Genomic DNA, 14,118 nt, shown 5'->3' with positions numbered 1-14,118 from the left:
ATCGGGGACATCATGCAATTCGCTGCAATCGCAAAACTGGCCGGCGCATTAGCCGCACTGGCCTTGGCGCTGGCGCCGCACACGGCATCGGCCCAGGACAAAACGAAGATCAAGGTCGGTATCTCGGTCGGCAATGCCGAGAGTACCTTCGAAGTCGTCAAGAAAGTCGCCGCCCGCACCGGGCTGGAAGTCCAGACCGTGGTCTTCAGCGACTACCTGCAACCCAACGCCGCGCTGGCCGCCGGCGACCTGGACGCCAACGCCTTCCAGCATGTGCCTTATCTGGACAGCCAGATCAAGGCGCGCGGCTACAAGATCGTGCCGGTCGGGCTGACGATCACCGCGCCGCTGGGCATCTACTCGAAGAAATACAAATCGGTCGACCAACTGCCCAACGGCGCCACGATCGGCATCCAGAACGACCCCTCCAACGGCAACCGCGCACTGCTGCTGTTGCAGAAGGCCGGCCTGATCAAGCTCAAGCCGGGCGTGGGTGAAAACGGCGTCAACGCCACCCCGCTGGATGTGGTGGACAATCCGAAGAAGCTCAAGCTGGTCGAACTCGACGCCGCGCAACTGCCGCGTTCGCTGGACGACCTGGCCGCGGCCTCGATCAACAACGACTACGCCTTCAAGGCCGGCCTGTCATTGCAGAAAGACACCATCGCAGTGGAAGACCCGCGCGGCCGCTATGCCAACATCATCGCCACGCGCGCCGAAGACAAGGACAAGCCCTGGGTCAGGAAGCTGGTGCAGGCCTACCAGTCGGAGGAAGTGCGCAAATTCATCGAAAGCGAATTCAAGGGATCGCTGGTGCCGGCGTTCTGATTCGCCTGGAAGGGGCCTCTGTTCCGGGGGGATGGAGGGACTGGGAAGGGGGAGCGATGCCGTCCGGCTGGCAAGCGGGCGGCATTTTCTTTTTCATCCGGTGGGCGGCGGCTCATATACACTGCGGCCATGCTCAAATATCTTCTCTTTTGCCTCAGGCTGGCCATTGTTTTTGCCGGCATCGTCTTCTTTGGCAAGGCGGTGCAGTACCTTATTTTCAATGGCGGTTTTTCGGGCGAATTCTTTGATTATGTGTTCTTTCGGAAGTAGTGGACAGATAGAAGATATTGCTTTGGTCCGGTACTTTTTCACTGCTAGTTTTATTAAGCGCCCCAAGTTGCTGGTACTTGGAGTAAGAAAAGGCCTTACTGTTCGATGACAGTACTAAAGTTTGAGATAGCCATTCCGATGTCTTTTAAAATGAAAAGGAAGCCTCGAACGTGAGAATCATAGTATTGCGAATCTTGGTCCTGATAAATTTGTACCAAGCTTATGGTCTGCGTATCGAGCCAGCCAGCGCATTTTTTCTTGTACGGATGCATTTCCATGTGGTGCTGATTCAATAACGGTCTGGGTAGCAGTCGAAAGAGTGTCTCGTTTTTCGTCATCACCATCAATAACCAAGTAGTCAATGAATGTGATGCCATCTTCCTCTTTAATCAATAGCAAGTTTTGAACATCGACAATGGGGGCTGCGAGCTCAAGCAAATTCTTAGAAACAACTATGCGAGGGTATTTAGCTTGAGTACTTTCAAGATGATATGCGTCGATTAGCCCTTTACTGAAAAGGAAACGATCTTTAACGAAGTGTTTTCCAAAAGTTACGCCGCCACGGCAAATTAGACCGTCGAGAAGAAGGCTACGCTGCCAAGTGGCAATTGATTCAATGAAAAGTGGAAGCGCATCTAGCTGAAATGGCCGACTCAAAACTATTGAGTCAGAAAATTGGATAAGTCCTGCATCTAAATCTCGACCGAAAATTGCTGTCGCTCGTAAGTGCGCATTGTGTAAAAGTTCTAAGAATCGTGGTTCTTGTACAGATTCACAGTCGGCGCGTACCATTTCCGAGAAGCCAAGAATATCAATGAAAGCAACAAAATGGCTAGAAAGCTGAAGCGTCATCCCTTTCACCCCGCAACGGCGATGCGATCCGCCAACTGATCAAAACATGCTCGGTATATAGTCATACGCTTTTCTGCATCTGACCACGTTCCTCCAGCCCAAGCAATTCCGGATTCTGTTACAAGAGCTGTATCTGTTTGCGTTATGTTGAAGACTGCTTTCCCTACTTCTTGCATTAAGGGAGCCAGCGTACCGAAATCAGGAATTTGAGCCGCAATAAGATCATCGGAGCCTAAAGGGAACAGATTTCTTTGCGCATCCGAATGCTTCTGAAGAATTGGGGTGAGAAATGTGGTTATTTGCTCTGGAATCCGTTTCATCCAAACTTCGAATCCTGCTTTGGGTTTGCCTTTATAAACCTTGAAAAACTGAGAGATTGCGCCGCAGAAAATTGGCAGTCCATGACGCACTGGAAGAGAGTAGCTCGAGTACGTTTCGCGGATCTGAGAGTGCTCTTCTATCCATCGATTTAAAATCATGGATAAGGTCCGAATTGCCTGAACGTTGAAGCGATCAGGAGCAACGGGAACAAAGAATGCGTCACAAGCAAGAAAGAAAGAACGTGTTAATGCTCCGGCACTAGGGCCTAAGTCAATAAAAATATAGTCGTACTTTCGTGCTTCCGCGATGCGTACAAGCATGTCGCCAACAGCGACATATGTGCGCATAAGATTTGTACGCGCAGAAAATCGATTGATATGTGCTTCAGCAATATCATCTTCAATGGAGTTTAGATCAACGCTTCCGCGGATCAAATCAAGCCCAGGAATTAAGTTTACTGTTTCTATCGCATCAATATTGATAGTTGGGACTTCACCTTCAATACGAGGCTTGAGAACATCAAGAATATTTGTTCCAGGTAACTCTTGAATAATTCCCGTCTTCTCGGCAACAACGTCTAATTCTTCTATGACTCTACCGAGACAGAGCTCGGTTAAATTGCACTGAGAATCAGCATCTACCAGTAATACTTTTTTTCCACGAGCAACTAGTAAATGTGCAAGATTGAAGGTAGTCGTGGTCTTAGAAACCCCACCTTTATGATTGTAGAGAGTCAAAATCGCCATTTTGATCCTTGTTAGTTGACATCGGTGATTTGCTTAAGGGAGTTTATTGCTGCTCACACTACTATCAGAAACAGATTTTTGAACTCTAACATGGCATGTTGCAACATTCAGCACGATTTTTTCTGGCAAGTTATTGCCATAGTTGGAGTTTCTGCACGTAGTAAAGAGTCGCATGTGCTGGACTACTAGATGGGAAACGCAGAATTTGATATTTCGGTGCTTGCTGCCCCCCAATGCTTTGATACCGGTCTTTGCAGTAGTCCCACCATTGAAAACAATGGTCGCTAGTTCTCGCAAAGTATCAAGCAGTGCTACTAAGTCATTGTACGTATGATCTCTGATGCTGCTATCTAAGCTACCAATGCGACGAGCGTTGGCGATGACATCATATAGCCCTATACGATGTTCCAGTAATGCGGGCAACCGTGCCTCGTAGCTTAAATTCACCAATCCAACACCAATTACATTACCAACGATCCTCCAAAACGCATTGATGTTTTGGTCAATTTGACACCTCCGGGGCACCAGATGAGGTGGCTTGGGCAGGGACACTTTGGGAGACTAGTTGGGGAATAGTAAGCCTGTCGATCTGCGTTGGGCCTTGACAAGAAAATCAACAATCAAGCGGCGTTATTCTTTGTGTGCCGAAAATAGCTGGTTAATCAATTCAGCCACTATCTCAAATGTCCATAAAACATTTGGGTAAAGCGAAGTTGTGCCATGGGCGTGTGAATTGCGCTGCACTGGAACATGCTGGATAAAGTGGTTAATCCAGTCAAAGCTTGATTCCTCTGCTGTTGGCACTGCCAAGCTCTCGTCAATCGCGAGCTGGAAAATCCCGTCCTCGATCATCCGACGCATCTCTTCATTTTTATATCGTTTTTGGGCCATTCGTATTGTCCAATCGTTACGATGGACAAGTCGCTCATTGCTGATCAGGTCTTTTGAGCGTGCAAGCTTAAGCATTCCACTTAAGCCAGGCAATCTATCGCTACTGACTAGTCCTATTTCAATTAGGCGTTCACGTAATGCCAGCTCAAGAGTGGAAAACACATATTGCTCGGCAACCATGTGAAAGCGATACACAAACCAAGCATACAAATAAAGATTCTTTGCAGTTTCAAAGTGAATCTGAACCGACGGCGGGGTGGAGGAGGTTAGGACGAACGAATTGATTAACTGACTACGGTTTGGCAGCGACTGGTGCTGCATACGTGGATCTGGTTCAAAGGCCGTTACGTCATTCCGGAGGCTGTCAGAATCATCCATGTTTTATGTGAAGTGTTTTATTGAGTTAGTAGGCAAATACATCATGTGACAATGGTTCGTCATTCGTATGCAACGCTGTTGCTGTCTTTTGAGTGAATTGATGTCCTGCTTAATTTGACACTTAGTCTATGGGCGCGAATTCAGCATACCGCCTTAAGCTTGGATTGCTCGAAATGCAGAAGCCCAACGATCGGGTATAGCGTTCCATAAATGTGGGTTAATTGATCTGACCTTGGGGGAGGGATGGTAGGAAGTAAAGACCATTAAGTTCGAAGCAGTAATGACTGATTGCGCTCGCTGAGCTTGCCGACCTACCAGAACGACGCCTTTGACTTTAGGTAGCAGGGCGATCAAGTGGGGGAGTTCCTCGATTCCTTGTTGCCGTTCTCCTTTGCCGATTTTAATCTTGCCGTTCCAACCCGGAATCGTGTTCCAAAGTGCGGTCCGTTCTCGTGGAATCCGCGCTTGATTCATAAAATCGAAAATAGCTTCTGCAGTCGGGTCGTTGTTATCTCTGGAGATCAAGCCTGATCCTTTTTCTCCCTTGGTCGAGGTCATTGGACCGGGCTTTTCCATCAAGAACAAGAGTTCCGCGTCACGCCCACCATCTAAAGGATCAAAATCGGGAAACTCCCAGGGAGCGCCGAATTTTTCCCTTAACCGTTTCACGTAGTTAGTCAGCTCAATCATATGAGGTGCGGCCAATAGACTTCGACGGGCGTCCAGTATGTCGTGGTTAAGCAGTGATCTGGATGTGTTTTTCGATGGTACGTCCATGATAGTTATATGCCTGATTCCGTTAGTTGATTCCAGGTGACCAGTTTTTGCGCATAAGACAGTGATGCATGCGCAGGACTGCTCGACGGCAGAAGTAAAATCCGATGGTCGTTAGCCCTCATTCCCAAAGTCTTAAGTCCAATCTTGGCCGCCGCACCACCATTGAATGCTATCGTATTCAATTCAGGCAAAGAACCGATCAAGTCGAGCAGATCGTTCTGTGTATGCTCTCGAATTTCACTGTCAAGACTGCCAGTCCTCCGTGCAGTGGCAATGACGTCCCACAATCCAATGTGATGTTCGAGTAAGCGTGATAATCGCGTTGGGTAGTCCAATCCAGCGAGTTCAACCCCAATTGAATCACCTACCAACTTCCAGAACGCATTGCGCGGATGCCCGTAATACTGGCTGGCCGCCAGCGAAGCTACTCCCGGCAAACTTCCTAAAATCAGCGTACGCGTATCGCGCGCCACTACTGGCGGGAAGCTGGCCAGCAGCGGGTCGGCGGCGGTGAATGCTGGCGTCTGGCGTACGGGCTTCCTGGTCGGCATGGTATTTCGGTCGAGATGAAAATAATTTGACGGTGCCTCGCGGGCTGCGCAGCGAGGCACAATGATGCGGCAAGATAGCGATCTTAGCGTAATTGCCGCAGCCGCAATTACCCCCATTCGAAGCAGACATCCACGGAGGAAGACATGGCAGGAAAAGTCATCGTAGTAACCGGCGGCAGCCGCGGTATCGGCGCGGCGACGGCCAAACTGGCGGCGCGGCAGGGTTATGCGGTATGCGTGAACTATGTGTCCAACCGCGACGCGGCCGAGGCGGTGGCCGACGAGATCCGCAAGGGCGGCGGCCGCGCCATCACGGTGGCGGGCGATGTCGCCAGGGAGGAGGATATCGTGCGCCTGTTCGCCACCGTCGACAAGGAGCTGGGGCCGGTGACCGCGCTGGTAAACAACGCCGGCATCCTGGGCCACCAGTCGCGCCTGGATGACATGGATGCCGAGCGCATTAACCGCGTGCTGGTCGCCAACATCACCGGCAGCCTGTTGTGCGCGCGCGAGGCGGTCAAGCGCATGTCGACGAAGCATGGCGGCAAAGGCGGCGCCATCGTCAACCTGTCGTCGATGGCGGCCAAGCTGGGCGGGCCGGGCGAGTATGTCGACTATGCAGCCTCCAAGGGCGCGATCGATGCCTTCACCGTCGGCCTGGCCAAGGAAGTGGCGGCCGAGGGCATCCGCGTCAACGCCGTGCGCCCGGGGCTGATCTATACTGATATCCACGCCAGCGGCGGCGAAGCCGGCCGCGTCGACCGTCTGAAGGATGCCGTGCCGATGAAGCGCGGCGGCACCGCCGAAGAGGTCGCCAACGCCATCCTGTGGCTGCTGTCGGATGAAGCGTCCTACGCTACCGGTACATTTATCGACGTGTCGGGAGGGCGCTGATCCCACCTTTGTTTTCACATTGATTTCGCCGGAGGCAGGTATGAATACAGTTACCCCGCGCCGTATCGACCAGTTGCTGTCCCGTTATGCCGAGAGCCACCAGAACCCGGTCAACGAACTGATCCATTGCGTGTGCGTGCCTGCCATCGTGCTGTCGCTGCTGGGGCTGTGCTGGACGGTATCGCCGGCCGTGGCACTGGTGGTCGCGGCGGTTGCGCTGGCGTATTACCTTAGCCTGTCGCCGCCGTTCGCGGTAGGCATGCTGGCGATGTCGGCAGTGATGATGCTGATCCTGGCCCGCTTGCCGGCAGCGGCGGTGCTGCCGCTGTCGGTAGTGGTCTTCGTGGCGGCATGGATCGGGCAGTTCATCGGCCACAGGATCGAGGGCAAGAAGCCTTCCTTTTTCGAGGATCTGCGGTTCCTGCTGATCGGCCCGCTGTTCGTGCTGGGGGTGTTGTACCGGCGCTGGCATATCCGGTATTAACCCGTTTCCATCGATTTTTGCGCGTCCCGCGGCTGCCGGGAGGGGAGAGGAATGCCGGCGGGAACGAAGCGGCTGGAACCCGGTCTGTAGCTGGTTTGTATTAATATGTGGACAGTTGCTTGCCGGATGGGGAAATGGCGCGGTCATGCCGCCCTGCGATCGGCAAGCCCAAAACGGCCCGGGACCGGGCGAATTTTCCGTCGGAGTATCTGTATGAAGAAATTGCTTTTAATCGTTGCGCTGGGCGCGCTGGTGGCGGGTTGCGCCTACACGCCGAATTCGGCCAGCGTCTATAACACCCGCCAGGCGCAGGGCGAACAAACGGTGCGCATGGGCGTGGTGGAGTCGATCCGCAACGTCACCATCGACAAGGGCGCCTCCGGCGTCGGCACCCTGGCAGGTGGCGCGCTGGGCGGCATCGCGGCCGGTTCCAACATCGGCGGCGGCAACGGCGCGCTGGCGGCAGGCATCGTCGGCGCCCTGGCCGGCGGCATCCTCGGCAACCAGGCAGAAGCGCGTCTGGCCAACCAGCCCGGCCTGGAAATCACCGTGCGCCTGGACAACGGCGAACTGCGCGCCATCACCCAGGATGCGGACGAGCCGTTCCGCGTCGGCGAGCGCGTGCGCCTGCTGTCCAATGGCCGCACTACCCGCGTGACGCACTGAGTTTTTCTCGCTTTGGCTTTATCCAAAAGCAGGACTTCGGTCCTGCTTTTTTTTTTCGTCCATCTTCGCCGGCCGCGCCGTCAAGAGCCTTGCTGTTCCAGCCATTGCCCGCGCCGGAGCCGGTACAGGCGATGCAGGCGCAGCGGATGTTGCGGGGGCAGGTTCGGATGCAGGAAGTCTTCGCGGATGTCGCACTGCATGCCCAGCCGTTGCATGACGGCGATCGACCTGAGGTTGGCGGGGACGGTGAACGAAACGATTTCCGGCAGCGCCAGGGCGCGGAAGCCATGGCGTATTGCGCAGGCGGCCGCTTCGGTGGCGTAGCCCTTTCCCCATAACGCCGGCGCCACGCGCCAGGCGATTTCCACCGCCGGGGTGAAGTGGGCCTGGAACGAGACATTGAGCAAGCCGACGCAGCCTGCGAATTCGCTGACGCCGGGAATTTCCAGCGCCCATGGCCCGAAGCCGTACTGGGCGAAATGCGCTTCGATACGATCGGCCAGCGCATCGCTGTCGTGCCGGGAGAGCGGGGCGGGGAAATGCCGCATCGCCAGCGGATCGGCGTTGATGGCGGCAAACGGGTCGCGGTCTTCGGGCCGCCAGGGGCGCAGCAGCACCCGTGCCCCTTGCAGCATCGCCGGATCAGGGGGCGGGAGGTCGTTGTTCATGTGGTTGCCGGCGTTTGAACAGCCAGATGTAGAGTACGGTCTGCAGCAGCGCCATGGCGCTGCCGACGATGACTTCTCCCACGCGCATGAAGGCCAGGTGCAGTTCCTGGTTCAGGCCGTTGCCGGAGAAGGCGGCCGACAGCAGGATGACCACCGTCGCCGGCCCCAGGCGCCAGTTGCTGGGGTAGTTCTGCAACAGCATCGCCACTACCACGGCGGCGGTCAGCGCCACCAGCATGGCCAGGAAGGTGGGGCCGAAGATGACCAGGGCGATGCAGGACACCACGCAGCCCGACAGGGTGTTGATCAGCCGCGCCCGGAAGTTGGCCTTGGCCACCGTCATGTCGGGTTCGGTGACGACGATCAGCGAGATCATCGCCCAGTAGGGTTCTTCGATGCCGGCCGCGCGCAGTCCGTACCACAGGACCAGGCAACCCGAGAGGATCTTGACCAGGTAGACCAGGGCGTTCTTGCGCGGGTTGATGAAGTTGAATTCCATGGTGCGGTTGCCGGGCGCAGCCGGCCCGGGTTGGGGGATATCAGCCTGCCGGCGCCGAAAACGTTGCGGTCGGCGCGCATGCCGGGATGCAGGGCCCGACAGTGTAGCCGATCGTTGCCGACGCCGCATCCAATGCAATGAGGCGGCGCCGGGCGAAGCGCCTACCCGCGGCGCGCCATGAAGCGCGAAAAGGCGCCCGAGCGGATCTTGTGATAGCCGTGGAACAGGGGCGCGGAGCGCAGCCGGGGGGAAATCTGGATCGCGTTGTGCAGCAGGTATTCGTTCGGCTGCCAGCGCATTTTCGAATAGTCGCGCCCGGTCGACAGGTTGAGGTATTCGAAGCCGTTCGCGATCGCCCATTGCACCGCGTGCACCACGACCGTGGTCATGATGCTGTACTTGCCCCATTCGACGTCATAGCCCGAGTAGTAAAGATACAGGTGGCGGCCGCAGACAAAGCCGATGCGGGTGGCGACCACCTTGCCCTGGATCTTCACCTGGAACAGGCGCAGGCGGTCATGCTGCGCCATTTTGTGGGCAAACTCGGTCAGGAAGCGGCGGCTCTTCTCGTGCCGGAACACGTTCGGATGTTCCACCGTGTTGCCGGTTGTCGCGCGCAGCGTGTGCAGGTCGAAGAAGGTTTGCATGGCGGCATGCACTTCGTCGGGTTTGCTGACCACATGCATTTCATGGCTGTGCCGGTCGCGCTTGAGCGAATTGAAGCATTTGCGGATCGCTTCCTTCATGTTGCGCGACAGGCTGGTCTTGAGTTCTTCCCAGGTGGGCGGCAGCGTCAGGTAGCAGACCACGCGCGGCATGGGCTGTGCGGCGGAGGGCGTTGCCAGGATCAGCGCCTGCGGCAGCGACAAGCCCTGCCATTCGATCCAGTCCCATTTGCGTCGGCAGGTGTGCAGGTAGTTTTGCAGGGTGGCCACGACCAGTTCGCGGTATTCCGGATCGCAGATGGGACCGCGGATTTCGGTGATGTTGGGATCGGCGCCGAAGAACTGCAGCACCCGGATGCCGAGCGCCTTGATGCCCGGCCGCAGGCTGACCATCATCGGTGCGACCGCGACCAGTTCGCCGCGGTCGTTGCGCAGGGCGAAGGAATACAGCTCGTCCTGGATCGTCATCTTGGATTCGCGGTGATGGCGCCACCACAGGAGATTCCAGGCCGATGAAGTGAACGGCGTGCGCAGGTAGAGCTTTTGCTCAAGCGCATCCCATTCGCTGGCGAGTGCGGCCAGCTCTTCGAAATGATGTATTACCTGGAGCTGCAACCTGGCAGCCGCCAATGTCGTTTCCCGCCGCATTTCCCCACCCCTGTTTTATTTCTTATGCGAAATGCTATTTTTATCAACTTACGATTCAGCACGGATACGTAGTTGTTCCATTGCAATTATTCCCATTGCATAGGGATTTTATCTTAACAAAAAATTACGAATAAGGTGCATTTCAGTAAATTTTGCACCGGGAATGGGTGGAGGAATCCGAGCCTGCGCAAGCGCACGAAGAGCAGGGGGGGATAAAGAAGCGAAACAGGCGGGAAGGCGCCGGGCAAATGAAAACGGCGGCTCAAGGGCCGCCGTTTTCATTACCGATGCAGGACGAAATGAGAGGAGAATTACTTCGACGCCATTCCCAACAGCATATCGTTCAGGCGCTTGACGAACCCGGCCGGGTCGCCCAGCGCGCCGCCTTCGGCCAGCAGGGCCTGGTCGAACAGGATGTGCGACCAGTCGCCGAACTTGGCTTCCTCATACTTCAGGCGCTGCACCAGCGGGTGGTCCGGGTTGATTTCCAGGATCGGCTTGGACTCCGGCGCATTCTGGCCGGCCGCCTTGAGCATGCGCACCAGGTTGCCGGACAGCTCGTTCTCGTCGGCTACCAGGCAAGCCGGCGAATCGGTCAGGCGGAAGGTCACGCGCACGTCCTTGGCCTTGTCGGCCAGGGCGGTCTTCATCTTCTCGACCAGGTCCTTGTAGTCGGCCTGCGTTTCTTCATGCTGTTTCTTCTCGGCTTCGTTTTCCAGCTTGCCGAGGTCGAGGCCGCCCTTGGCCACCGAGGCCAGCTCCTTGCCGTCGAAATCCTGCAGGAAGGACAGCATCCATTCATCCACGCGGTCGGTCAGCAGCAGCACTTCCACGCCCTTCTTGCGGAAGATTTCCAGGTGCGGGCTGTTCTTTGCGGCCCGGTAGTTCTCGGCGGTGACGTAGTAGATCTTGTCCTGGCCTTCCTTCATGCGGCCGACGTAGTCGGCGAAGGAGGTGCCCTGGACCTCGCTGTCGTCGTGGGTGGAGGCGAAGCGCAGCAGCTTGGCTATGCGTTCCTTGTTGGCGGCGTCTTCGCCGATGCCTTCCTTGAGCACCTGGCCGAATTCGGTCCAGAAACCGGCGTACTTGTCCTTTTGCGCCTGTTCGTCGCTGTTGGCCAGTTCTTCCAGCAGGCTCAGGATGCGCTTGGTCGAACCCTCGCGGATGGCGCGCACGTCGCGCGATTCCTGCAGGATTTCGCGCGAGACGTTCAGCGGCAGGTCGGCCGAATCGATCACGCCCTTGACGAAGCGCAGGTAGACCGGCATCAGTTGCTCGGCGTCGTCCATGATGAACACGCGCTTGACGTACAGCTTGATGCCGCCGCGCTTGTTGCGGTCCCACATGTCGAACGGCGCGCGCGCCGGGATGTACAGCAGCTGGGTGTATTCGCTGCGGCCTTCCACGCGGTTGTGGGTATAGGCCAGCGGGGCGCCGAAGTCATGCGAGATGTGCTTGTAGAACTCCTCGTACTGTTCGGGCGTGATGTCGGACTTGCTGCGCGTCCACAGGGCGCTGGCCTGGTTGACGGTTTCCAGTTCGTCCTTGACGACGGTTTCCTTCTTCTCGTCGTCCCATTCTTCCTTGTTCATCAGGATGGGCAGCGAGATATGGTCGGAATATTTGCGGATGATGGACTTCAACTGCCAGGAAGAGAGGAACTCGTCCTCGCCTTCGCGCAGGTGCAGGATGATGTCGGTGCCGCGGTTGGGCTTGTCGATGGCTTCGATCGAGAAGTCGCCCGCGCCTTCGGATTCCCAGCGCACGCCTTCGCTAGCCGGCGTGCCGGCGCGGCGGGTCTCGACCGTGATGCGGTCGGCGATGATGAAGCCGGAGTAGAAGCCGACGCCGAACTGGCCGATCAGGGCCGCGTCCTTTTGCTGGTCGCCGGAGAGTTTGGAGAAGAATTCCTTGGTGCCGGATTTAGCGATGGTGCCCAGGTGCGAGATCGCCTCGTCGCGGTTCATGCCGATGCCGTTGTCGGAAATCGTGATGGTGCGGGCGGCCTTGTCGAAGCTGACCTTGATCTTCAGGTCGGGATCGTTTTCGAACAGGGCGGCGTTGTTGATGGCTTCGAAACGCAGCTTGTCGGCGGCGTCGGAAGCGTTGGAGATCAGCTCGCGCAGGAAGATTTCCTTGTTCGAGTACAGCGAGTGGATCATCAATTGAAGCAACTGTTTGACTTCGGCCTGGAAGCCCATGGTCTGTTTTGCGGATGCCATGTTTCTTATTTCCTTGTCATTAAAGCAAGTGGTGGATAGGGAAGGAGAATCTTAACGGGGCCAGATATAGGGAGGGAAATGCGGTTTTCAACCGCATTTTCATGGTTTTTTACAGCCGTGGATGGAGTCAGCGCCCCAGTTCGTGCTCCAGGAAGCGCCAGATCCCCGGATCGGCCATGCTGGCGATGTTGATGCGCATGCGGGTGGAGGGCAGCTGGGAGGGCGAGAACAGGCAGCCCGGCGCCAGCAGGAAGCCTTGTTCCATGGCCTTTTCGGTCAGCACGTTGGTGTCGCAATGGGTGTCCACCCACAGGAACATGCCGCAGGGCGGCGGGTCGCCCACGTCCACGCCCAGTTTCTCCAGCTGGCGCACGACCTTGTCGCGCACGCTGGTCAGCCGCGTGCGCAGGCGCTCCACGTGCTTGCGGTAATGCCCCTCCGACAGCACCTTGTAGGCCACGCGTTCGCCGATCTCGCCGGTGGTCAGGGTCGACAGCATCTTGCGGTCGGCCAGGTGGCGCGCCAGTTCGGCCGAGGTGGCGATGAAGCCGACCCGCAGGTTGGCCGACAGCGTCTTCGAAAACCCGCCCAGGTAGATCACCCGGTGCAACTGGTCCAGCGCGGCGATGCGGGTGGCCGGCTGCACCGTGGAGCCGGGATGCATGTCGCAGTAGATGTCGTCCTCGACGATGAGGAAGTCGTTTTCCTCGGCGATGCGCAAGACCTGGAACGCCTTGGCGGCCGACATCGAGGTCGAGGTGGGGTTGTGCAACACCGAATTGACCACGTACAGCTTGGGCTTGTGCAGCGCCGCCAGCTCAGACAGCTTGGCGATGTCGGGCCCGTCGGCCAGGCGCGGGATGCCGACCACCTTGGCGCCGAGCGCGGCGAAGGAGCCGAACATCAGGAACCAGGCCGGGTCGTCGACGAAGATCACATCGCCGGGGCGCAGGAAATGGCGGGCGACGGTGTCCAGCGCCTGCGTCACGCCGGTGGTCAGCACGATCTGCTCGGGGCCGGCGGCGATTTCCAGTTCGGTCAACTTCAGTTGCAATTGGTGGCGCAGCGGCATGAAACCCTGCGGCGTGCCATAGCCCAGCAGCAGCGACGGGTTGTCGCGGCTGATGGCGCGCAGCGCGTTGGAGATCAGTTCGCCGTCCAGCCAGTCCGGCGGCAGCAGGCCGGCGCCGGGCATCTTCTGCGGCGGCATCTGGCGGAACATGTTGCGCACCAGCCAGACCACGTCCAGCGCATCCCCGGCTTCGTCGCGTACCGGCGCATCGGCGGCATAGCTGGCGGCCACGCCCAGCGGCGAGCGTTCCTTCACGTAGAAGCCCGATCCGCGGCGCGACTCCAGGAAGCCCTGGGCCACCAGGCGGTCATAGGCTTCCACCACGGTAAAGCGCGACACCTCGTGCATTTCCGCGAACTGGCGGATCGAGGGCATGCGCGCGCCGGTGCGCAGCAGCTTGTCGTCGATGCGCGAGCGGATGCCGCGCACGATCTGTTCCACCAGCGAGTCCTTGCTTTCGCGCGAGAGCAGGGGCCAGCCCTGGACGGGCGCGCCCTCGGTCCTCACCGCATTGGCGGCCGGAGAGGGCTGGTGCAACAGCCTGGATCGCTTCACTGTATTGGTCATTTTGCCGTGACAATGTTCGAGGTTATTTGATTAAGTGTATAGGTACTGTACTGGTATTGTCGATTAGGATGGCTTCCAATGCAAGGCTGATGGAAAGCAACGCCATCGCCTCATCCAAT

At 57.2% G+C, this 14,118-nt stretch carries 15 protein-coding genes; 4 read left to right on the top strand and 11 right to left on the bottom strand.

Features of this window, described 5'->3' with window-relative positions; translation table 11 throughout:
• Positions 1–12 precede the first annotated feature (12 nt).
• Entirely contained in the window at positions 13–828 is an 816-nt protein-coding gene (locus J7548_RS05445) for a MetQ/NlpA family ABC transporter substrate-binding protein (RefSeq protein WP_290971385.1), read from the top strand.
• 93 nt (positions 829–921) lie between these two features.
• Here the strand turns inward: J7548_RS05445 and J7548_RS05440 are convergent, their stop codons facing one another.
• The 6 genes from J7548_RS05440 to J7548_RS05415 all read right to left on the bottom strand — a co-directional run bounded on the left by J7548_RS05440 (position 922) and on the right by J7548_RS05415 (position 5,614).
• Positions 922–1,140: a hypothetical protein gene (locus J7548_RS05440; RefSeq protein WP_290971383.1), complete on the bottom strand. Its 219-nt coding sequence runs from the start codon at positions 1,138–1,140 to the stop codon at positions 922–924.
• A gap of 135 nt (positions 1,141–1,275) precedes the next feature.
• Entirely contained in the window at positions 1,276–1,950 is a 675-nt protein-coding gene (locus tag J7548_RS05435) for a hypothetical protein (protein WP_290971381.1), read from the bottom strand.
• Between the two features lie 5 nt (positions 1,951–1,955).
• Positions 1,956–3,017, bottom strand: a complete 1,062-nt coding sequence (locus J7548_RS05430) for a ParA family protein (RefSeq protein ID WP_290971378.1) — start codon at positions 3,015–3,017, stop codon at positions 1,956–1,958.
• Between the two features lie 630 nt (positions 3,018–3,647).
• Positions 3,648–4,286, bottom strand: a complete 639-nt coding sequence (locus J7548_RS05425) for a hypothetical protein (protein WP_290971375.1) — start codon at positions 4,284–4,286, stop codon at positions 3,648–3,650.
• Positions 4,287–4,439: 153 nt separating this feature from the next.
• Positions 4,440–4,976, bottom strand: a complete 537-nt coding sequence (locus J7548_RS05420) for a uracil-DNA glycosylase (RefSeq protein ID WP_290971372.1) — start codon at positions 4,974–4,976, stop codon at positions 4,440–4,442.
• Between the two features lie 92 nt (positions 4,977–5,068).
• Entirely contained in the window at positions 5,069–5,614 is a 546-nt protein-coding gene (locus tag J7548_RS05415) for a DNA-deoxyinosine glycosylase (RefSeq protein WP_290971370.1), read from the bottom strand.
• A gap of 144 nt (positions 5,615–5,758) precedes the next feature.
• Here J7548_RS05415 and J7548_RS05410 point away from each other — a divergent pair, with 144 nt between their 5' ends.
• From J7548_RS05410 to J7548_RS05400, 3 genes are all read left to right on the top strand, one after another.
• A complete protein-coding gene (locus tag J7548_RS05410; protein ID WP_290971367.1) occupies positions 5,759–6,508 on the top strand; it encodes an SDR family oxidoreductase in 750 nt (249 codons plus the stop codon).
• Positions 6,509–6,548: 40 nt separating this feature from the next.
• Positions 6,549–6,992, top strand: a complete 444-nt coding sequence (locus tag J7548_RS05405) for an Mpo1-like protein (protein ID WP_290971364.1) — start codon at positions 6,549–6,551, stop codon at positions 6,990–6,992.
• A gap of 213 nt (positions 6,993–7,205) precedes the next feature.
• On the top strand, positions 7,206–7,658 hold the full coding sequence (locus J7548_RS05400; RefSeq protein WP_290971361.1) for a hypothetical protein: 453 nt from the start codon (positions 7,206–7,208) through the stop codon (positions 7,656–7,658).
• An 80-nt stretch (positions 7,659–7,738) separates the two neighbouring features.
• Here the strand turns inward: J7548_RS05400 and J7548_RS05395 are convergent, their stop codons facing one another.
• The 5 genes from J7548_RS05395 to J7548_RS05375 form a co-directional block, all read right to left on the bottom strand.
• Positions 7,739–8,326 (bottom strand): GNAT family N-acetyltransferase, encoded by a 588-nt coding sequence (locus J7548_RS05395; RefSeq protein WP_290971358.1) that lies wholly within the window; start codon positions 8,324–8,326, stop codon positions 7,739–7,741.
• On the bottom strand, positions 8,301–8,825 hold the full coding sequence (locus J7548_RS05390; RefSeq protein ID WP_290971355.1) for an FUSC family protein: 525 nt from the start codon (positions 8,823–8,825) through the stop codon (positions 8,301–8,303). Before J7548_RS05390 ends, J7548_RS05395 begins: the two co-directional genes overlap by 26 nt.
• A gap of 161 nt (positions 8,826–8,986) precedes the next feature.
• Entirely contained in the window at positions 8,987–10,120 is a 1,134-nt protein-coding gene (locus J7548_RS05385; RefSeq protein WP_290971352.1) for a GNAT family N-acetyltransferase, read from the bottom strand.
• A gap of 329 nt (positions 10,121–10,449) precedes the next feature.
• A complete protein-coding gene (gene htpG, locus J7548_RS05380; RefSeq protein ID WP_290971349.1) occupies positions 10,450–12,360 on the bottom strand; it encodes a molecular chaperone HtpG in 1,911 nt (636 codons plus the stop codon).
• Positions 12,361–12,487: 127 nt separating this feature from the next.
• The gene (locus J7548_RS05375; RefSeq protein WP_290971346.1) at positions 12,488–13,999 is read right to left on the bottom strand and encodes a PLP-dependent aminotransferase family protein; all 1,512 of its coding nucleotides are present in this window, start codon (positions 13,997–13,999) and stop codon (positions 12,488–12,490) included.
• Positions 14,000–14,118: the final 119 nt, after the last annotated feature.

The sequence above is a fragment of the Herbaspirillum sp. genome (assembly GCF_017744395.1).
In the GTDB taxonomy this organism is placed as follows: domain Bacteria; phylum Pseudomonadota; class Gammaproteobacteria; order Burkholderiales; family Burkholderiaceae_D; genus Herbaspirillum.
The sequence above is the reverse complement of the archived record's forward strand: the minus strand, read 5'-3'. Positions and strand labels throughout refer to the sequence as shown.